Raw genomic sequence first — 19,582 nt, forward strand, 5'->3', positions numbered from 1 at the left:
CGGAAGCTAAGCCTTTCAGCGCCGATGGTACTGCAGGGGGGACCCTGTGGGAGAGTAGGACGCCGCCGAACTCCTTTTACGGGAAAGCCCCGTGTCCTTGTGGACACGGGGCTTTTCTGCGTTCACGGGCAGCCGGCCGGGAAGCCCCTTCCCGACGTGTGGCTCCGTTCGTGGCGGAGGTATGTGTCAGAGCCGCCCAGCTGCCTTGAGGGAGAGGTAGGCATCGGCGAGGACCGGGGCAAGGTTTTCCGGGGTGGCGTCGACGACCACCGCGCCATGACGCTGGAGCTGCTCCGCGGTGCGGAGCCGTCCTTCCTGGGCCTGTGCGCCCGCCGCTGCTTCGTAGACCGCGTCCACTGTGCCTCTCGAACCTGCCATCTGCTCGACATGCGGGTCCGCCACAGAAGCCACCAGCACGGTGTGGCGCTGCGTCAGACGACGGAGTACAGGAAGTAGTCCTTCCTCCACGGGGGCCGAGTCCAGACCGGTGAGAAGCACGATCAAGGAGCGACGAGGAGCTCCGGCGAGCACGGCGGCGACGAGACCTCGGGCATCCGTCTCCACGAGTGCCGGCTCGACGGGCGCCAGGGCGTTCACCATGGCCGACAGGACCTCTCCCGAGGACCGGCCCTGGACCTGTGCGCGGACCCGACGGTCGTAGGCAAGCAGGTCCACGCGGTCGCCTGCGCGAGTCGCGAGGGCGGTGAGCAGCAGGGCCGCGTCCAGGGACGCGTCGAGACGGGGCACATCACCGACACGCCCCGCCGAGGTACGGCCGGTGTCCAGGACGACGAGGATGTGGCGGTCCCGCTCGGGGCGCCACGTGCGTACCGCGACGGCGGACTGACGTGCAGTGGCCCGCCAGTCGATGGAGCGGGTGTCGTCGCCGGGTGCGTACGCACGCAGGCTGTCGAACTCCGTGCCCTCGCCACGGGTGAGCACACTGGTACGGCCGTCGAGCTCGCGGAGTCTGGCGAGACGGGACGGCAGATGCTTCCGGCTGGTGAACGGAGGCAGGATCCGTACCGTCCACGGGATCTGGTGGCTTCCCTGTCGGAAGGCGAGCCCCAGTGGGCCGAAGGAGCGGACGGTGACGCGCTCGGCTCGGCGGTCGCCCCTGCGCGTCGGCCGCAGGACGGTGGTCAGTCGGCGGCGTTCGCCCGGCGGGACCGTCAGCGCGTGCCGTGAGGAAGCCTGCTCCGTGCCCGCGGTCCAGCTGCTGGGAGGCCAGGCGTCGCGAAGGTGTGCCCGCAACTTGCGACGGGAAGAGTTGGTTACGGTGAGTTGCACTTCGGCGGTCTCGCCGAGTCGAACGCTTGTATCACCGGATCGGGTGAAATGGAGCGTGCGCACTGGTGCAGCCAGGGCGTAGTCGCAGAGAATTGCCAAAGAGAGCGGTGCGTTGACAGCCAGCATCCCGGTCCAACTCGGGGCCAGGATGCCTACAGGGAGTGACCCCAGGGCGGCCAGTAGGGCGGTACGTCCGGTGAGGGCCACAGTCACTGCCTCATCGGGGTACGGGGACGTGGGCGAGGACGGCCGTGATGACGGAGTCGGGGGTGACACCCTCCATCTCCGCCTCGGGCCGCAGTTGGATGCGATGGCGAAGTGTGGGGAGTGCCAGGGCTTTCACATCGTCCGGGATGACGTAGTCACGGCCGGTGAGCCAGGCCCAGGCACGAGCGGTCGACAACAGGGCGGTGGCACCTCGGGGGGAGACGCCGAGGGAGAGCGAGGGGGATTCACGCGTGGCACGACAGATATCGACGACGTAGCCGGCGATCTCGGGAGAGACCTTGGTCCGGGCGACCGCGTTGCGGGCGGCTTCCAGATCGGCCGGGCCGGCGACGGGACGTATGCCGGCCGATTTGAGGTCGCGGGGATTGAAGCCGTCGGAATGACGGGTGAGGACGTTGATCTCTTCCTCCCGCGAGGGCAGAGGCACTGTCAGCTTGAGGAGGAACCTGTCCAGTTGGGCCTCGGGGAGCGGATAGGTGCCCTCGTATTTGACGGGATTCTGCGTGGCGGCCACGAGAAAGGGGTCGGGCAGCTGCCGAGGAGTTCCGTCGACGGTGACCTGGCGCTCTTCCATGGCTTCGAGGAGGGAGGACTGGGTCTTGGGAGGGGTGCGATTGATCTCGTCGGCGAGCAGGAGATTGGTGAAGACGGGGCCGGGCTGGAAGGAGAACTCGGCCGTGCGGGCGTCGTAGACGAGTGAGCCGGTGACGTCGCTGGGCATCAGATCGGGGGTGAACTGGACACGCTTGGTGTCGAGTTCGAGGGATGCGGCGAGAGCTCGGACCAGGAGGGTCTTGGCCACTCCCGGGACGCCTTCGAGGAGAACATGTCCTCGGCAGAGCAGGGCGACGACGAGTCCGGTGACGGCCGGGTCCTGGCCGACAACGGCCTTGGCGATCTCCGAGCGCAGCGCTTCCAGAGATGCGCGGGCTGTGTCGCCGTTCCCGAGGAGCTCGGTGGTCTCGGCGGGCACCGGGGGCGTGGCGCTCATGACGTGCGTACCTCTCTTTCGAGGGTGTCGAGTTGGTCTGCCAGTCGGACGAGAGCGGCATCGTCGGACGGGGCGGGTCCGAAGAGCAATGTCTGGAGGCTGTCGTCGGTGCTGCCCAGGCGGGCGGAAACGGCGGGAACGAGTGCTGAGGAGGAGTGGGCGTCGCGTGGGGGGACGCCGATGAGTGGGGCGAGGCGGGTACGGGTGGCGGAACGCAGGGACTCGGCGGCCCGGTCGCGGGCGTTCGCCTTGCGGTAGAGGCGCGCCCGGCCCTCGGTGGATTCCGAGGCGCGGATGGCCACGGGAAGCCGTTCGGTCACCAGGGGGCCCAGGCGGCGGGCGCGCCAGACGGCGGCGAGCACGGCGGCCAGGGCGAGTTGCAACGTGCCCCACAGCCAGCCCTGGGGGATCAGGTCGGCGAAGCTGCGGTCGTCCGAGGTGCCGTCGCCGTCGGCACCCCCGTTCCCGGTGACAGCGGATGCATCAGCGAGTGAGGGGAGGTACCAGACCAGATGAGGACGGGAACCGAGAAGTTGCAGGGCCAGGGACGCGTTGCCCTGGTTGGCGAGTCTGTCGTTGCGGAGAAGGTCGGGGGCGCCGAGGAGCACGGTGTCCCCCGCTCCCTGTTCGACCAGGAGCACGGTGGGGAGGCCGCCGCTCGGGAAGCAGGCGATGGTGTCGAGTCCGTCCGAGGAGTAGCCGAAGCCTCCCGTTTCGACGTCGCCGGCACGGCGGGCTGCGGGCAGGGCGCATTCGGGGGAGCGAGCGGCGACCGGTCCGGTGGACTGCGCGCTGACACCGGGGACCAGCGTGCGCACGGAGGGCGGGCCCGCTGCGAGCAGGACGGTGCGGCCGGCCGAGTTGTCGGTCGCTGCGCGGAGTTCGCGCTGCTGGTGCGGTGCCAGCAGATTGGGGGACGTGACAAGCAACGTGGTGTCGGGGCCGAGCGCTGCGGTGGCACCGTCGAGCGTGGTGACCACACGAACGGAAACGCCGCGCTCCTTGAGGAGTTCGGCGACGGCCCGGCTGCCGAAGCGGTCGGCGGAGCGAGGGTCCAGGAGGCCGTGCTGGTCGCCGGAGCGGACGGTCGCCAGGGCGATTCCGGCGGCGACGAGTACGAGGAGGGCGAGGAGCAGGCCACGGATCCGGCCCCAGACCTGGTGAGCGGTGAATGCCGACGAGGTGGAGGCGGCGGTGACCCCGGTCATTGGGCTGCCCCCCGGGCCGTGGTCGTCAGGAGGGGCTTGGCGGCTTCGAGGTCGAGGTCCAGGTCTCGTACGACCAGGTATGCCTGCTGGTCGGCGGTACGGCCGCCGTATGTGACGTCGTCGAACGTCCTGGCGGCCTCGTGGAGTCGCGCCGCGTGCGCGGGGAGCGGCCCGCCCGCTTCGGCGGCGGCCTCGTCCGCGGTGCGCCCGGGGCGGGGGTCGAGCAGGGCGCGTTCCTCCAGGGAGCGGACGATGGCGCGCATCCGTTCCTGGACCGCTTCGTTCCAGCGCCGGGCGGCGGCGTGGGCCTCGGCGGCCTTCCGGTGTTCGGCCGCGCTGCGGGGGCCGTCGTCGAAGAGAGCGTCCGCGGACCGCACGGTGCGGCGCGGTGTGCCCAGCCGCCACCAGAGCGCGGCGACCAGGCCCACGACGATCAGTACGAGCACGACGAGACCTACCGGGCCGCCCGGTGCGGCGCCGGAGGCCGTGTCCAGGAGATCTCCGATCCAGTCCCAGAGCCGGTCGAGGCCTCGCTGGAGGAGGTTGGGATCGTTCTCGTGGTACATCGGTTTGGACAGTTCGTGCTTCGCGTCCTCGCCGGCAGGGACACGTGGAGTGTCCACGGGTATGTCGCCGCTCGCGCGGATCAGTAGCCGTACTGCTGTGGTGCCCCCCGCCCCCGACACGGCATCAGCTCCTGGTGTCGTATCCGGGCAGGCCCGCGGCCCGGGCGAGCTCAAGATCGAGTGCTTCGCGGCGGATGCGCTGATCGATGTAGAGCAGCGCCATCACGCCGGCGGAGAGCGGGTAGGTGATCGTCGCGATGATCACTTCGCCGATGCCGGAGACGATCAGGAAGGGCCAGCCGAAGTTGGTGGAGCCGTCCGTGAGGGCGGAGCCGATTCCGTCGCCGTCCACGATCACCGCGATGACGCCGAACGGGATGGAGACGATCACGGCCACGATGAGTGTCAGCAGCCCGGTCAGCGCCAGGATGCCGAAGGTCCGCCACCATGCGCCCCTGACCAGCTTCGAGGAGCGGCGCATGGAGGTGGTGATCGACTGGCGTTCCAGCATCAGGGCCGGAGAGGCGAGGCAGAAGCGGACCATCAGCCAGATGACGACGCAGAGCGCGGCCATGAATCCGAGGAGGGCGAGCCCGGCCCCCGCGGCGGAGCCGATGAGCATGCCCGGCATCAGACCCACTGCCAGGACGGCGGCGCTGATCAGGGCCAGCAGCAGGGTCAGCCCCAGCAGCTGAGGAAGCCGTGGCCGGGCCTCGGCCCAGGCGTCCGAGAGCGTCACGGGGCGGCCCAGCACGGAGCGGCTGATCACCACGGTCAGCACGGATGTCGTGATCAGCGTGGCGATCATGGTGATCAGCAGCGAAGGCAGGCTGCTGAACAGGGTCGACTGTGCCGAGTCGGTGGCCTGCCGCAGCGCTTCCGAGCCGGTGGCGTTCGGATCGATCCGCGGAGGCTCCGGCAGCAGGAACCGTTCCACGAGGATGATCGCGATCTGGGCCACCACGGACACGGCGAGTGTGATGCCGAGGACCGTGCGCCAGTGGGCGCGCATCGTGGAGACCGCACCGTCGAGGATCTCGCCGACGCCGAGCGGCCGGAGCGGGATGACACCGGGCTTGGCGGCGAAGGGCGGCCGGCCCCAGCCGGGGCCCTGCGGTCCGCCGCCCCAGCCTGCGGGAGGTGGTGCGCCACGACCGGAGCCGGGAGTGCCCGGTGGGGACCACTGCCCTGCGGGCGGCTGCGCGGGAGACCAGTTCCCTGCCGGGCTGCTGCCGTCGGCGGGCTCGGAGGGCCGGGGAACACCGGCCCCCTGACCCTCGGAGGGGGCGGATCCGGGCGAGGCCCAGCCCGGAGTGTCGTTCATTCTCGCTCCTTCATGGTCCTGCCCGCTCGTCGGGGCGGCAGGTTGGCAGCCATCGTGCCACGCGTTGCCCAGGTCTGGGCCGGGCGCTCCATCTCCTTCCTTCCTTCATTTGCGGGCGGCTCACCGGGCAGACTGGGCGGATGGCTGATCAGGACGCGCAATCGCCGGTGGGCATCGATTCCCCCGCGCTTCCCGCACTTCGTTGGGCCGAGCCGCCGGAAGGTCCCGCACTGGTGCTTCTCGACCAGACGCGACTGCCGGCGGAGGAGGCCGAGCTGGTGTGTACCGATGTGCCCGCGCTGGTGCGGGCGATCCGGACGCTGGCGGTGCGCGGGGCCCCGCTGCTCGGGATCGCGGGGGCCTACGGGGTGGCTCTGGCGGCCGCCCGGGGAGACGACATGGCGTCGGCCGCGGAGCTGCTGGAGCGGGCGCGGCCCACCGCGGTGAACCTCGGGTACGGGGTACGGCGGGCCGAGAGGGCCTATCGGGAGGCCATCGGGAAGGGCGCGGATCCGGAGCGGGCCGCGGCGGTGGCGCTGGCCGAGGCCAGGATGCTGCACCGGGAGGACGCCGAGGCCAGCGGGCGCATGGCGCGCCATGGTCTTGCCCTGCTCGACGAGCTGCTGCCCGGGGGCGGTGGGCATCGTCTGCTGACGCACTGCAATACGGGGGCGCTCGTCTCCGGGGGTGAGGGCACAGCCTTCGCGGTGGCGCTCGCCGCGCACCGGGGAAGGCGGCTGCGGCAGCTGTGGGTGGACGAGACGCGTCCACTGCTGCAGGGGGCCAGGCTGACGGCGTACGAGGCGGCGCGCAACGGAATGCCGTACAGCCTGCTCACGGACAATGCCGCAGGGTCGCTGTTCGCCGCGGGGGAAGTGGACGCCGTGCTCATCGGGGCGGACCGCATCGCCGCGGACGGGTCGGTGGCGAACAAGGTGGGGAGCTATCCGCTGGCCGTGCTCGCGAAGTACCACCACGTACCGTTCATCGTGGTCGCGCCGACCACGACCGTGGATCTGGGCACCGCGGACGGGGCGTCGATCATCGTCGAGCAGCGGCCGGGGGCAGAGGTGACGGAGCTCACATCGCCGCGGGCCGGGGTGGCGGGCGAGGATGCGGTCGGACTGCCCGTGGCGCCGGTGGGAACCGCCGCGTACAACCCCGCGTTCGATGTCACGCCCCCGGAGCTGATCACGGCGATCGTCACGGAGGAGGGCGCGGTTTCCCCGGTCACGGGGGTCGGACTGGCCGAGCTGTGTGCCAGATCATCGCAGGTAACGATTAGCTAATGGGATGATGTCGATTATGAAGGGACGCGTCCTTGTCGTCGACGACGACACCGCACTGGCCGAGATGCTCGGGATTGTGCTGCGTGGTGAAGGGTTCGAGCCGTCGTTCGTAGCGGACGGCGACAAGGCACTTGCCGCATTTCGTGAGGCCAAGCCGGACCTGGTCCTGCTCGATCTCATGCTGCCCGGTAGGGACGGCATCGAGGTCTGCAGGTTGATCAGGGCCGAGTCGGGTGTGCCGATCGTCATGCTCACTGCCAAGAGCGACACGGTTGACGTGGTGGTGGGCCTGGAATCCGGGGCCGACGACTACATCGTCAAGCCGTTCAAACCTAAGGAGTTGGTTGCCCGGATCAGGGCACGTCTGCGGAGGTCCGAGGAACCGGCGCCGGAGCAGCTGGCCATCGGGGACCTGGTCATCGATGTGGCCGGTCACTCGGTGAAGCGGGAGGGGCAGTCGATCGCCCTCACCCCGCTGGAATTCGACCTGCTGGTCGCACTCGCCCGCAAGCCGTGGCAGGTCTTCACCCGTGAGGTGCTGCTGGAGCAGGTGTGGGGATACCGCCACGCCGCCGACACCCGGCTGGTGAACGTGCACGTCCAGCGACTGCGTTCCAAGGTCGAGAAGGACCCGGAGCGCCCGGAGATCGTCGTGACCGTCCGAGGGGTCGGTTACAAGGCCGGACCGAGCTGACATGCCCCCGAGTAGCGCTGCTCCGCAGCCCGGGGAGCCGGGAGCCCGTGCGGAGCGGGCTGCCGGTCCAGGACACCGGGTGCTCCGGATGGGGCGCCTTCTGCAGGGCGGCCGGTTGTTCCACGACCGGGCGCCCGGCGGTCCTGTGCCGCGATTGCTGATGCGTTGGGTGCGGCGTCCGCTGCTGCCCGCCGTGAGGCTCTGGCGGCGCAATCTCCAGCTGCGGGTCGTCGCGGGCACGCTGCTCATGTCGCTCGGTGTGGTGCTGCTCCTCGGGCTGGTCGTGATCGGTCAGGTGCGCAACGGCCTGCTCGACGCCAAGGGCAAGGCCGCCCAGACGCAGGCGGCCGGCGGTTTCGCCGCGGCCCAGGAGAAGGCGAACGCCCCCCTCACCCCCGGTGGGCAGGGCGGCGACACGGCGGACGGCGCCACCGCCAACAACTCCTGGCGGACCGAGCTCGTCGATCAGCTCGCCAGCGGCGGCAAGAACGCCTTCAACGTGGTGGCGCTCAGCGCCGACGAGGGAACCCGTGCCCCGCGCGGCTCGGGCAGCGTGGAGGCGGTGAGCATCCCGCAGAGCCTGCGGGATGCCGTGAACAAGGGGTCCGGGGCGTTCCAGACGTATTCCGAGATCCAGTACGCGAACGGGCAGCAACCGCAGCCCGGACTTGTCGTGGGCAAGCGGCTCTACGACAACGACCACAATCCGTACCAGCTCTACTACCTCTTCCCGCTGACGCAGGAGGAGAAGTCGCTGACACTGATCAAGACCACGCTGGCGACCGCGGGACTCTTCTTGGTCGTGCTGCTCGGGGCCATCGCCTGGTTCGTGGTCCGGCAGGTCGTCACGCCGGTGCGCATGGCGGCCGGCATCGCGGAGCGGCTCTCGGCCGGCCGGCTCCAGGAGCGGATGAAGGTCACCGGCGAGGACGACATCGCCCGGCTCGGTGAGGCCTTCAACAAGATGGCGCAGAACCTCCAGCTGAAGATCCAGCAGCTGGAGGAGCTCTCCCGGATGCAGCGGCGCTTCGTCTCCGACGTCTCCCACGAGCTGCGGACTCCGCTGACGACCGTGCGGATGGCCGCCGATGTCATCCATGAGGCCCGCAGCGACTTCGATCCGGTGACGGCGCGTTCCGCGGAGCTGCTCGGGGACCAGCTCGACCGGTTCGAGTCGCTGCTCTCCGATCTGCTGGAGATCAGCAGGTTCGACGCGGGGGCCGCCGCGCTGGAGGCGGAGCCGATAGATCTGCGGCAGGTCGTACGACGGGTGATAGGCGGGGCCGAGCCACTGGCCGAGCGCAAGGGCACCCGGATCCGGGTGGTCGGCGACGAGCAGCCGGTGATCGCGGAGGCCGATGCGCGGCGGGTCGAGCGTGTCCTGCGCAACCTGGTGGTCAACGCCGTCGAGCACGGCGAGGGCCGCGATGTGGTGGTGCGGATGGGAGTGGCCGGAGGCGCGGTCGCCGTGGCCGTCCGGGACTACGGGGTGGGGCTGAAGCCGGGCGAGGCGACGCGGGTGTTCAACCGCTTCTGGCGGGCCGACCCGGCCCGCGCGCGGACGACCGGCGGTACCGGCCTCGGGCTCTCCATCGCGGTGGAGGACGCCCGGCTGCACGGCGGCTGGCTCCAGGCGTGGGGCGAGCCCGGCGGCGGTTCGCAGTTCCGGCTGACTCTGCCGCGTACGGCGGACGAGCCGCTGCGCGGATCGCCGATACCACTGGAGCCCGAGGACTCCCGTCGTAACCGGGACAACCGTGAACGGGCCGCGGCCGCGCCGAAGGCCGGGAGCGAGCACCGGCTGACGGCCGTGCCGACCCAGCCCGGCGGCAACGACCGGTCCGCGCTGCCCGTTCCGTCGCGCACCCCGGTGGCGCCCCGGACGGCGCCGGCCTCGGTCCACCCGGCGGCCCTGCCTGGTAGTGGCGCACGGGTGGTCGCCCGCCACGCCGAGGAGCGGTCGGGCGGCGAATTGGACACTGCGGTGCAGGACCCGGAGCGGGGGGACACGAATCGTGGGGACTGACCGTCGTAAGGACGGCCGTGGACGCGCAGTGGGGCTGGTCGCGCTGCTCGGATGCGGTGCGGTGCTGCTGTCCGCGTGCGGCTCGATGCCGGTCACCGGGGACGTCAAGGCTGTCGACGCCTCGCAGCCCGGCGACTCCCAGGTGCAGGTGTACGCCGTCGCGCCACGTGACAACGCCACGCCCAACGAGGTCGTCGACGGCTTCCTGGAGTCCATGACCAGTGACGACCCGCACTTCAGGACGACCCGCCGGTACCTGACGAAGAAGGCGGCCGGGACGTGGAAGCCGAACGCCGTCACCACCGTGCTCACCAAGGCACCGAACCGGAACGACCGGACCCTGCGCGACAGCGAACGCGACGTCACCGAGGTCACCTACACGCTGACCGGTGAGGCGGTGGCGACGGTCGACGAGCAGAGTGCCTACCAGCCGCTCGCGCCCACGGACTACAACCAGACCCTGCACCTGGTGAAGGAGAACGGGCCGGGCGGCAAGGAGTGGCGGATCGATCGCGTTTCGGACGGCCTGCTGCTCGGGCAGTCGGACTTCAGGCGTCTCTACCGCTCCGTCAACAAGTACTACTTCGAGGCGGGGCGGTCGGACGGGCAGTCGGCCCTGGTCGCCGATCCGGTCTATCTCCGCAGCCGGACGGACCCCGTCACGGGGATGGACACCGTGACGCAGTCAGTCCGCAGCCTCCTCGCGGGGCCGACCAGCTGGCTTCAGCCCGTGGTCGCATCGCGGTTCCCGCCCGGTACGGCGCTGAAGAAGGGGGTCACCTCGCTGGCCCCCGACGACCGCAACGTACTGAAGGTCCCGCTCGACAAGAAGGCGGACGGCGTCGGGCAGCGCACCTGCCGCATGATGGCCTCGCAGGTCCTCTACACCCTGAGGGACCTGACGTCCGCCCGGGTCGAACAGGTCCAACTCCAGCGTTCCGACGGCTCCCCGCTGTGTCTGCTCGGCGCGGACCAGGCGGAGGAGTTCGCCCCTGACGGTTCGTCGAGCGGGCCGGACAGCCAGTACTTCGTCGACGCCAAGGGACAGGTGGAACGAATTCCCGGCAGCACCAAGGGCAGTGGGGCCCCGGAGGCGGTGGCCGGCCCGCTCGGCAACGGAACGGTACGGATGGGCGCGGTCGGGGTGGCCAGGGACGAGCAGTTGGCGGCGGCCGTCTCGCGCGACGGGACTTCTCTGTACGTGTCGTCCATCGTCTCGGACGCCGACCTCCCCGCGGCCTTGGTGACCAGCAGGTCCCACGACGTGAAGAACCGTCTGTCCACACCGAGCTGGGACGGCAGGGGCGACCTGTGGGTGGCCGACCGGGACCGCGACCGGCCCAGACTGCTGAGACTGGCCGGAGGCACCGGCGAGCCGCAGGAGGTCGCCGTGCCCGACCTGGACGGCGGGCGGATCGAGGCGTTGCGCATGTCCGCGGACGGAGTCCGGATAGCGCTGCTGGTGACCCAGGACGGCCGCACCACGCTGAAGATCGGCCGGATCGAACGGCGCGGGCGGGAATCGTCGCAGCAGGTGTCGGTGGTGGAACTGCGCCAGGCCGCGCCGCAGCTGACGGATGTGACCGCGATGTCGTGGTCGGGCCGCAGCCGCCTTGTGGTGGTCGGCAAGGAGCAGGGCGGCGTGCAGCAGGTGCGTTACGTGCAGGCGGACGGCTCGACGTCCGCATCGGGCGTGCTGCCCGGCGTGAACCAGGTGCTGTCGGTCGCGGCGGCCGACGACGAGCAGCTTCCGCTGATGGCGGCCACGTCCAGTGACGGGATCGTGAAGCTGTCGCCCGGTGACAACTGGCAGACGGTGGTCAAGGAAGGCTCGTCACTGGTCTACCCGGGCTGAGCGCCGCCGGCGTCCACCCGGGCTGAGAGCCGTCGGGATCCGCTCGGGCCGAGCGCCACCGGCGTTCACCCGAGCTGAGAGCCACCGGTCCGACGCGTCCGGCCGAGGCCGGGCGGTCGCGTTTTCCACAGGGGTGGCCCGGTCGCCGCGGGAGGCGCACAGTGGAGGCATGCGGGGGTGGTGGCGGGAGATCTCCGGCCTGGTGCTGCCGGTGACCTGTGGTGGCTGCGGCAGGCCACGTGCAGACCTGTGCGAGGAATGCCGGGCGGAGCTCCACGGCGGGGTTCCGCGCCGGGTGAGGCCCGTTCCGGAGCCGGCAGGCCTGCCGACGGTGTACGCGGCCGCCGGGTACGAGAACGCGGTGCGTGCGGTGCTGCTGGCCCACAAGGAGCGCGGGGAGCTGGGGCTGGTGGGCGCGCTCGGCAAGGCGCTGGCGGGTGCCGTACGGGCCGGGGCGGGGCATGCGGGTGTCGCCGGGCCCCTGCTGCTCGTACCCGTGCCGTCGGCGCGACGTGCGGTGGCGGCACGCGGTCATGATCCGACGCGCCGGATAGCGCTGGCCGCGGCGGGAGAACTGAGACGTGGTGGCACCCCGGCCCGGGTGGTCGCGGTGCTCCGGCAGCACCGTGCGGTGGCCGACCAGGCGGGGCTGGGCGCCGACCTGCGGCAGGCGAATCTGGCGGGGGCGCTGGAGGTCCAGACCGGCGGCGAGCGGCTGCTTGCGGCCGGGCGGGTGGTGCTGGTGGACGACCTTCTGACGACGGGAGCCTCGCTCGCCGAGGCGGCCCGGGCCGTGGCGGCGGCGTGCGGGCACGCGTGTGCAGACCCGAGAGGTGGGCAGGCAGCCGTGGTCGCAGCATCTCCGTCGGCATTCGAAATAAACCGGAACTGTCAATGAACTTGCATCGTTGCAGGTAGTGAGTGAGAAAAACGCCCTGAACGGAGGTACGCGCGAGTAGCGGGTGCCGACATCCGGCTTGGCAGGCTATGTTCAGTTGTGAGGAATGGTGAATGCCAGACCTCGATGAATGCACCGCCAGGTTTCGGGCAGGCAACACACCAGTGGTCCAGAAGCTGGAATTCGGTGGGGTGGAGTCCTCGCCGATGGGGGAGGAGGAGGTGGAAGTCACCGAGTCCGCGGCTCCGGTTGTCACCGGGGCCTGGTGCAAAAGGGAGACGCTCCACCGATGAGTGGAGTGATCCGGGAACGGAGTTCTGCGTGGACATCGTCGTCAAGGGCCGCAAGACCGAGGTGCCCGAGCGGTTCCGCAAGCACGTGGCCGAGAAGCTGAAGCTGGACAAGATCCAGAAGTTCGACGGCAAGGTGATCAGCCTCGACGTCGAGGTGTCCAAGGAGCCGAACCCCCGTCAGGCCGACCGTTCCGACCGGGTGGAGATCACGCTCCGCTCGCGTGGTCCGGTCATCCGGGCTGAAGCGGCCGCAGGCGACCCGTACGCAGCGCTGGACCTGGCCACCGGCAAGCTGGAGGCGCGGCTGCGCAAGCAGCACGACAAGCGCTACAGCCGCCGTGGCAATGGCCGGATTTCCGCTGCCGAGGTCGGCGAGATCGTGCCGGGGGCGGCGTCCTTCAACGGTGAAGGCGACCTGATCGCCGACGAGTCGGCCGAGTCCGTGCCCACCACGAGGTTCGGCTCGCTGGAGATTCAGGGCGAGGGTCCGCTGGTGATGCGCGAGAAGACGCACGTCGCCGCACCGATGTCGCTCGACCAGGCGCTCTACGAGATGGAGCTGGTCGGGCACGACTTCTATCTGTTCGTCGACTCCGAGACGAAGGAACCCAGTGTCGTCTACCGACGGCATGCCTATGACTACGGTGTCATCCACCTGAGGACCGACCCGCTGGCCGCCGACGAGGCGGGCGGCGCAGGCGGTGCGCTCGGCGGCTGACGCCACGCTTCCGCGGTGCCCCTGGAGCGCCTGTGCGCCCCCAGGGGCACCCGCGTGCGACCACAGGATCACCGCTCTGACGTCCAGGCATGGAATCATGGCGTCCCAAGCCAACCGGTGCTCTGTGAACTGCCGTTGGCGGACAGTGTGAACTTCAGGCCATGGCCTTCAGGGGGAGGAACAATGGCGGACACCTTCGGGCCCGTGCGTGGTGCGAATGATGCCGACGACATCGCCGGTGCCGGCACCGGCGCGGACAGTGGTTTCCGCAGGGAGCCGATCAGGGTCCTCGTGGTGGACGACCACGCGCTCTTCCGCAGAGGTCTGGAGATCGTCCTCGCCCAGGAGGAGGACATCCAGGTCGTCGGAGAGGCGGGCGACGGGTCGGAGGCGGTCGACAAGGCCGCCGATCTGCTTCCCGACATCGTGCTGATGGACGTACGGATGCCGAAGCGCGGTGGCATCGAGGCCTGCACGGCGATCAAGGAAGTGGCGCCCAGCGCGAAGATCATCATGCTGACGATCAGCGACGAGGAGGCCGACCTCTACGACGCGATCAAGGCCGGTGCCACCGGCTATCTCCTCAAGGAGATCTCCACGGACGAGGTGGCCACGGCGATTCGCGCGGTCGCGGACGGGCAGTCCCAGATCAGCCCTTCCATGGCGTCCAAGCTGCTCACCGAGTTCAAGTCGATGATCCAGCGGACCGACGAGCGCAGGCTCGTGCCGGCGCCCCGGCTCACCGACCGGGAACTCGAAGTCCTCAAACTCGTTGCAACGGGCATGAACAATCGCGATATCGCGAAGGAACTGTTCATTTCCGAGAACACCGTGAAGAACCACGTCCGCAACATTCTGGAGAAGTTGCAGCTGCACTCCAGGATGGAAGCCGTGGTCTATGCCATGAGGGAGAAGATTCTGGAGATCCGGTGACCGTCCGGGGAAGGGCCGATCGGGGAAGAGGCGGCCCGGCGAAAGGGCCGGGCGAGGGTGCCGGAACGCGCGCTCATGCCAGGGCGCGGGCAATTTCCTGAGCGAGCGGCCCGCGCAGTTCCGGAGCGTCGACCCGCTCCAGCCTGACATCCGTACAGCCGACCCAGGAAGCGGCCTCCGCCAGCGCCTGGGCCATCGGGGCCACGGCCTTCCCGCTCGCCAACGACACCTGCCGGGCGACCAGCGTGCTGCCCTCGCGCGCCGGGTCGACGCGGCCCTGGAGCCTTCCGCCCGCCAGCAGCGGCATCGCGAAGTACCCGTGGACCCGCTTGGGCTTGGGGACGTAGGCCTCCAGCCGGTGGGTGAAACCGAAGATCCGCTCGGTGCGCGCCCGCTCCCAGACCAGTGAGTCGAACGGCGACAGCAGCGTCGTACGGTGCCGTCCGCGCGGCTCCGAGGCCAGCGCCGCCGGGTCCGCCCAGGCCGGCTTCGCCCAGCCCTGCACCGACACCGGCACCAGCCCGGAATCCGCCACCACCGCGTCGAACTGCTCGCCCTTGAGCCGGTGGTAGTCCGCGATGTCCGCGCGGGTGCCCACCCCCAGCGACTGCCCCGCGAGCGCGACCAGCCGCCGCATGCACTCCGTGTCGTCCAGATCGTCGTGCAGCACGTCGTCGGGCAGGGCCCGCTCGGCGAGGTCGTACACCCGCTTCCAGCTGCGCCGCTCGGTGCACACCACCTCGCCGTACATCAGGGCCCGCTCGACGGCGACCTTCGAAGCCGACCAGTCCCACCACTCCCCGCCGTTCTTCGCGCCGCCCAGCTCCGTCGCCGTCAGCGGGCCCTCGGCGCGCAGCTGCTTGATCACCGTCTCGTACGCGCCGTCCGGCAGATCGTGGTGCCAGTGCGGGCGGGAGCGGTAGGCGCGACGGCGGAAGGCGAAGTGCGGCCACTCCTCGACCGGCAGGATGCACGCCGCGTGCGACCAGTACTCGAAGGTGCGGCCGCCCGACCAGTACGCCTCTTCCACGGTGCGCCGGCCGACCGCGCCGAGGCGCGCGTACGGAATCAGCTCGTGCGATCGCGCGAGCACCGAGATCGTGTCGAGCTGTACGGCACCCAGGTGCCGCAGCACGCCCGGAACCCCGGCCCGGCGGTCCGGAGCGCCGAGGAAGCCCTGGGCGTGCAGGGCGATCCTGCGCGCCTGGTCGGCGGAGAGTTCAACGGCGGGAGGCGGCACAGACGTCATGCCCCGAACCCTAGAGGCAGGCACTGACAGCCGGCCGGGGTTCCTGTGGAACCCCGGCCGACGGGTCAGGGGGCGGGCAGATAGGTGTGGGTGCCCGGCAGGCCGAGGTCGGAAGGGAGCAGCGCGCCGATCCAGGAGTCGCGCCGCACACCCTTGTTGAGCAGGCCCGAGCGCTGGTCGCCCTCCATCAGGAAACCGGCCCTCAGCGCCACGGCACGCGAGGGGGCGTTGCCCACCTCGGCGCGCCACTCCAGCCGGTCGCCGCCCAGCTCGGTGAAGGTCCAGCGGGCGGCGCACCGCACCGCCTCCGTCATGTAGCCGCGGCCCCGGTGCTCCGCGGCGGTCCAGAACCCGACCTCGTACGTGCCCGGCAGGTTGCGGCGATTGATGCCGAGGGCGCCGGTCAGGGCGCCGCTCTCGCGCAGGACCACCGCGAAGTTGTACATGGAGTCGTCCTGCCAGCCACCGGGGCACAGCTTCCCCGCGAAGAATTCCGCGTCGGCGCGGCTGTACGGGGAGGGCACGACCGTCCACCGCTGGATGTCCGGGTCCTGACAGGCGGTGTGGATCGCGTCCACGTCCCCTTCGGTGAAGGGGCGCAGCAGCAGACGGTCGCTGGTGAGGGTGATCGGCTCCATGAAGGGATTCTGGTGAGGGTGTGCTCGGGAAGCGAACACTTTTCGGACTTCCCGGCACCTTCGGCGCCCCCCGGCCGTTGACTCGGAGGGGACAGCGGGGCCAACGCGGCGGCAGCCCTCCCGGGGCGGCGGGGTCCTCGCTTACGATGGCCGTTGCGGTGGGGCCCACCTGCCGTGCCCGCGCCAGAGTCCATAACACGACCCAGTGCCAGGCCCGACCGGCAAGGAGACCAGCCTCAGTGTCCGTCTTCAACAAGCTCATGCGTGCAGGCGAAGGCAAGATCCTGCGCAAACTGCACCGCATCGCGGACCAGGTCAGCTCCATCGAAGAGGACTTCGTCAACCTCTCCGACGCCGAGCTGCGGGCGCTCACCGACGAGTACAAGGAACGGTACGCGGACGGCGAGAGCCTGGACGACCTGCTCCCCGAGGCATTCGCGACCGTCCGTGAGGCCGCGAAGCGGGTCCTCGGACAGCGCCACTACGACGTTCAGATGATGGGCGGCGCAGCCCTCCACCTCGGTTATGTGGCCGAGATGAAGACCGGCGAGGGCAAGACCCTGGTCGGTACCCTGCCGGCGTATCTCAACGCGCTCTCCGGCAAGGGCGTGCACCTGATCACGGTCAACGACTATCTCGCCGAGCGCGACTCCGAGATGATGGGCCGCGTCCACAAGTTCCTCGGCCTGACCGTCGGCTGCATCATCGCCAACATGACGCCGGCCCAGCGCCGTGAGCAGTACGCCTGCGACATCACGTACGGCACGAACAACGAGTTCGGCTTCGACTACCTCCGCGACAACATGGCGTGGTCCGCCGACGAGCTCGTCCAGCGCGGTCACAACTTCGCCGTGGTCGACGAGGTCGACTCGATCCTCGTCGACGAGGCCCGTACGCCGCTGATCATCTCCGGCCCGGCCGACCAGGCCACCAAGTGGTACGGCGACTTCGCCAAGCTGGTCACGCGGCTGACCAAGGGCGAGGCGGGCAACCCGCTCAAGGGCATCGAGGAGACCGGCGACTACGAGGTCGACGAGAAGAAGCGGACCGTCGCCATCCACGAGCCCGGTGTCTCGAAGGTGGAGGACTGGCTCGGTATCGAGAACCTCTACGAGTCGGTGAACACGCCGCTCGTCGGGTACCTCAACAACGCCATCAAGGCCAAGGAACTCTTCAAGAAGGACAAGGACTACGTCGTCATCGACGGCGAAGTCATGATCGTCGACGAGCACACCGGCCGTATCCTCGCGGGCCGCCGCTACAACGAGGGCATGCACCAGGCGATCGAGGCGAAGGAAGGGGTGGACATCAAGGACGAGAACCAGACCCTCGCCACGATCACCCTGCAGAACTTCTTCCGCCTCTACAGCAAGCTCTCCGGCATGACCGGTACGGCGATGACCGAGGCCGCCGAGTTCCACCAGATCTACAAGCTCGGTGTGGTGCCGATCCCGACCAACCGGCCGATGGTCCGTGCCGACCAGTCGGACCTGATCTACCGCACCGAGGTCGCGAAGTTCGCCGCGGTCGTCGACGACATCGCCGAGAAGCACGAGAAGGGGCAGCCGATCCTGGTCGGCACCACCTCGGTCGAGAAGTCGGAGTACCTCTCGCAGCAGCTCTCCAAGCGCGGTGTCCAGCACGAGGTCCTCAACGCCAAGCAGCACGACCGTGAGGCGACGATCGTCGCCCAGGCCGGCCGCAAGGGCGCGGTCACGGTCGCGACGAACATGGCCGGACGAGGCACCGACATCAAGCTCGGCGGCAACCCCGACGACCTCGCCGAGGCGGAGCTGCGCCAGCGCGGGCTCGACCCCGTCGAGCACGTCGAGGAGTGGGCGGCCGCACTGCCCGCGGCGCTGGAGAAGGCCGAGCAGTCCGTCAAGGCGGAGTTCGAAGAGGTCAAGGAGCTCGGCGGGCTGTACGTCCTGGGCACCGAGCGGCACGAGTCGCGGCGTATCGACAACCAGCTGCGTGGTCGTTCCGGCCGTCAGGGCGACCCGGGCGAGTCCCGCTTCTACCTGTCGCTCGGCGACGACCTGATGCGGCTGTTCAAGGCGCAGATGGTCGAGCGCGTCATGTCGATGGCCAATGTGCCGGACGATGTGCCGATCGAGAACAAGATGGTGACGCGGGCGATCGCGTCGGCCCAGTCGCAGGTCGAGCAGCAGAACTTCGAGACGCGCAAGAACGTCCTGAAGTACGACGAGGTGCTCAACCGGCAGCGTGAGGTCATCTACGGCGAGCGTCGCCGGGTCCTGGAGGGCGAGGATCTGCAGGACCAGATCCGCCACTTCATGGACGACACGATCGACGACTACATCCGTCAGGAGACCGCCGAGGGCTTCGCGGAGGAGTGGGACCTGGACCGTCTGTGGGGCGCGTTCAAGCAGCTCTACCCGGTGAAGGTCACCGTCGACGAGCTGGAGGACGCGGCCGGCGACCGGGCGGGGATCACGGCCGAGTTCATCGGCGAGTCCATCAAGGACGACATCCACGAGCAGTACGACGAGCGTGAGAAGCAGCTCGGCTCGGACATCATGCGTGAGCTGGAGCGGCGTGTGGTGCTGTCCGTCCTGGACCGCAAGTGGCGTGAGCACCTCTACGAGATGGACTACCTCCAGGAGGGCATCGGCCTCCGTGCCATGGCGCAGAAGGACCCGCTGGTCGAGTACCAGCGCGAGGGCTTCGACATGTTCAACGCCATGATGGAGGGCATCAAGGAGGAGTCCGTCGGCTACCTGTTCAACCTGGAGGTCCAGGTCGAGCAGCAGGTGGAGGAGGTGCCGGTGCAGGACGAGGCCGAGCGCACCTCGCTCACCAAGGAGGATGCCGTGCCGGCGGCGCGTCCGGAGATCCGGGCCAAGGGGCTCGATGCTCCGCAGCGTCCGGACCGGCTGCACTTCTCCGCTCCCACGGTGGACGGGGAGGGCGGGGTCGTCGAGGGCGACTTCTCCAACGGTGACGGTGCGGCCGGGGCCGGGTCCGAGTCGGACGGGCTGACCAGGGCGGAGCGGCGCAAGGCCCAGAAGAACGGTGGGGGCGGGCGTCGTCGTAAGAAGTAGTCGCGGCAGAAGTAGTGGCGGCTGCGGGTGACGTCTTCGGGCGTCGTTGCGGTGGTCGGGTTGTAGTGGGGTTGTAGCCGGGGTCGGGCGCGTGTGGTTTGGGCGTCCGGCTCCGGCTTTTTGGTGTGCGGTTTGTGGTTCGTGTCTGTGGTTTGCGTCTGCGGTTTGGGGCTGTGGGGGTTCGCGGCATGGGGTTTGGGTCTGAGGTTCGCGGTTCGCGGCCTGGGATATGTGCCTGCGGGTGGGCGTTGGGGCGTTGGGGCTGGGGCGCTGCGCGAGGCCTGTCCCCTACCCGCCCCTTCCCCAAACCCGGGCAC

At 69.7% G+C, this 19,582-nt stretch carries 15 protein-coding genes and 1 rRNA gene; 9 read left to right on the plus strand and 7 right to left on the minus strand.

The genetic code is table 11. The features are described 5' to 3' along the window. Positions 1-71, plus strand: a 5S ribosomal RNA gene (gene rrf / locus AADR41_RS43025); the annotation flags it as partial. Between the two features lie 115 nt (positions 72-186). Here the strand turns inward: rrf and AADR41_RS34680 are convergent. The 5 genes from AADR41_RS34680 to AADR41_RS34700 are packed head-to-tail and all read right to left on the minus strand — an operon-like array spanning position 187 to position 5,607. Next, entirely contained in the window at positions 187-1,497 is a 1,311-nt protein-coding gene (locus AADR41_RS34680; protein WP_342285891.1) for a DUF58 domain-containing protein, read from the minus strand. A gap of 10 nt (positions 1,498-1,507) precedes the next feature. Further along, positions 1,508-2,509, minus strand: a complete 1,002-nt coding sequence (locus AADR41_RS34685) for an AAA family ATPase (protein WP_342285870.1) — start codon at positions 2,507-2,509, stop codon at positions 1,508-1,510. Next, positions 2,506-3,717 carry a DUF4350 domain-containing protein gene (locus tag AADR41_RS34690; protein WP_342285872.1) on the minus strand — a complete coding sequence of 404 codons (1,212 nt, stop codon included), beginning with the start codon at positions 3,715-3,717 and terminating at the stop codon, positions 2,506-2,508. The genes AADR41_RS34685 and AADR41_RS34690 overlap by 4 nt, the downstream gene beginning before the upstream one ends. Then, positions 3,714-4,403, minus strand: a complete 690-nt coding sequence (locus AADR41_RS34695; protein ID WP_342285874.1) for a DUF4129 domain-containing protein — start codon at positions 4,401-4,403, stop codon at positions 3,714-3,716. The genes AADR41_RS34690 and AADR41_RS34695 overlap by 4 nt, the downstream gene beginning before the upstream one ends. Positions 4,404-4,407: 4 nt before the next feature. Beyond that, complete coding sequence (locus tag AADR41_RS34700; protein ID WP_342285875.1) at positions 4,408-5,607, minus strand: glycerophosphoryl diester phosphodiesterase membrane domain-containing protein; 1,200 nt, start codon at positions 5,605-5,607, stop codon at positions 4,408-4,410. A gap of 140 nt (positions 5,608-5,747) precedes the next feature. Here AADR41_RS34700 and mtnA point away from each other — a divergent pair, with 140 nt between their 5' ends. From mtnA to AADR41_RS34735, 7 genes are all read left to right on the plus strand, one after another. Beyond that, complete coding sequence (mtnA, locus tag AADR41_RS34705; protein ID WP_342285876.1) at positions 5,748-6,896, plus strand: S-methyl-5-thioribose-1-phosphate isomerase; 1,149 nt, start codon at positions 5,748-5,750, stop codon at positions 6,894-6,896. Positions 6,897-6,900: 4 nt separating this feature from the next. Next, a complete protein-coding gene (gene mtrA / locus AADR41_RS34710) occupies positions 6,901-7,590 on the plus strand; it encodes a two-component system response regulator MtrA (RefSeq protein ID WP_187438793.1) in 690 nt (229 codons plus the stop codon). Position 7,591: 1 nt separating this feature from the next. Further along, positions 7,592-9,616 carry an MtrAB system histidine kinase MtrB gene (gene mtrB, locus AADR41_RS34715; RefSeq protein WP_342285879.1) on the plus strand — a complete coding sequence of 675 codons (2,025 nt, stop codon included), beginning with the start codon at positions 7,592-7,594 and terminating at the stop codon, positions 9,614-9,616. After that, positions 9,606-11,471: an LpqB family beta-propeller domain-containing protein gene (locus AADR41_RS34720; RefSeq protein ID WP_342285880.1), complete on the plus strand. Its 1,866-nt coding sequence runs from the start codon at positions 9,606-9,608 to the stop codon at positions 11,469-11,471. Before mtrB ends, AADR41_RS34720 begins: the two co-directional genes overlap by 11 nt. Before the next feature lie 169 nt (positions 11,472-11,640). Beyond that, positions 11,641-12,369 (plus strand): ComF family protein, encoded by a 729-nt coding sequence (locus AADR41_RS34725; protein ID WP_342285882.1) that lies wholly within the window; start codon positions 11,641-11,643, stop codon positions 12,367-12,369. Between the two features lie 321 nt (positions 12,370-12,690). Continuing rightward, a complete protein-coding gene (gene hpf, locus AADR41_RS34730; protein WP_124723209.1) occupies positions 12,691-13,380 on the plus strand; it encodes a ribosome hibernation-promoting factor, HPF/YfiA family in 690 nt (229 codons plus the stop codon). A gap of 183 nt (positions 13,381-13,563) precedes the next feature. Further along, a complete protein-coding gene (locus AADR41_RS34735; protein WP_342285885.1) occupies positions 13,564-14,313 on the plus strand; it encodes a response regulator transcription factor in 750 nt (249 codons plus the stop codon). Positions 14,314-14,386: 73 nt separating this feature from the next. Here AADR41_RS34735 and AADR41_RS34740 read toward each other — a convergent pair whose 3' ends face one another. Both AADR41_RS34740 and AADR41_RS34745 read right to left on the minus strand, forming a co-directional pair. Continuing rightward, on the minus strand, positions 14,387-15,562 hold the full coding sequence (locus AADR41_RS34740) for a winged helix-turn-helix domain-containing protein (RefSeq protein ID WP_342285887.1): 1,176 nt from the start codon (positions 15,560-15,562) through the stop codon (positions 14,387-14,389). 65 nt (positions 15,563-15,627) lie between these two features. Further along, complete coding sequence (locus AADR41_RS34745; protein WP_342285889.1) at positions 15,628-16,200, minus strand: GNAT family N-acetyltransferase; 573 nt, start codon at positions 16,198-16,200, stop codon at positions 15,628-15,630. Between the two features lie 239 nt (positions 16,201-16,439). Between AADR41_RS34745 and secA the strand changes: the two genes are divergently transcribed. Next, positions 16,440-19,265: a preprotein translocase subunit SecA gene (gene secA / locus AADR41_RS34750; RefSeq protein ID WP_342285890.1), complete on the plus strand. Its 2,826-nt coding sequence runs from the start codon at positions 16,440-16,442 to the stop codon at positions 19,263-19,265. Positions 19,266-19,582: the final 317 nt, after the last annotated feature.

It is taken from the genome of Streptomyces sp. CLV115 (genome assembly GCF_038448545.1).
In the GTDB taxonomy this organism is placed as follows: domain Bacteria; phylum Actinomycetota; class Actinomycetes; order Streptomycetales; family Streptomycetaceae; genus Streptomyces; species Streptomyces sanglieri.

Excerpts from the sequence above, each read along its gene's own strand:
- AADR41_RS34685 (WP_342285870.1), bottom strand. The coding sequence starts at position 2,509 with ATGAGCGCCACGCCCCCGGTGCCCGCCGAGACCACCGAGCTCCTCGGG.
- AADR41_RS34690 (WP_342285872.1), bottom strand. The coding sequence starts at position 3,717 with ATGACCGGGGTCACCGCCGCCTCCACCTCGTCGGCATTCACCGCTCAC.
- AADR41_RS34700 (WP_342285875.1), bottom strand. The coding sequence starts at position 5,607 with ATGAACGACACTCCGGGCTGGGCCTCGCCCGGATCCGCCCCCTCCGAG.
- mtnA (WP_342285876.1), top strand. The coding sequence starts at position 5,748 with ATGGCTGATCAGGACGCGCAATCGCCGGTGGGCATCGATTCCCCCGCG.
- mtrA (WP_187438793.1), top strand. The coding sequence starts at position 6,901 with ATGATGTCGATTATGAAGGGACGCGTCCTTGTCGTCGACGACGACACC.
- mtrB (WP_342285879.1), top strand. The coding sequence starts at position 7,592 with ATGCCCCCGAGTAGCGCTGCTCCGCAGCCCGGGGAGCCGGGAGCCCGT.
- AADR41_RS34725 (WP_342285882.1), top strand. The coding sequence starts at position 11,641 with ATGCGGGGGTGGTGGCGGGAGATCTCCGGCCTGGTGCTGCCGGTGACC.
- AADR41_RS34735 (WP_342285885.1), top strand. The coding sequence starts at position 13,564 with ATGGCGGACACCTTCGGGCCCGTGCGTGGTGCGAATGATGCCGACGAC.
- AADR41_RS34740 (WP_342285887.1), bottom strand. The coding sequence starts at position 15,562 with ATGACGTCTGTGCCGCCTCCCGCCGTTGAACTCTCCGCCGACCAGGCG.
- AADR41_RS34745 (WP_342285889.1), bottom strand. The coding sequence starts at position 16,200 with ATGGAGCCGATCACCCTCACCAGCGACCGTCTGCTGCTGCGCCCCTTC.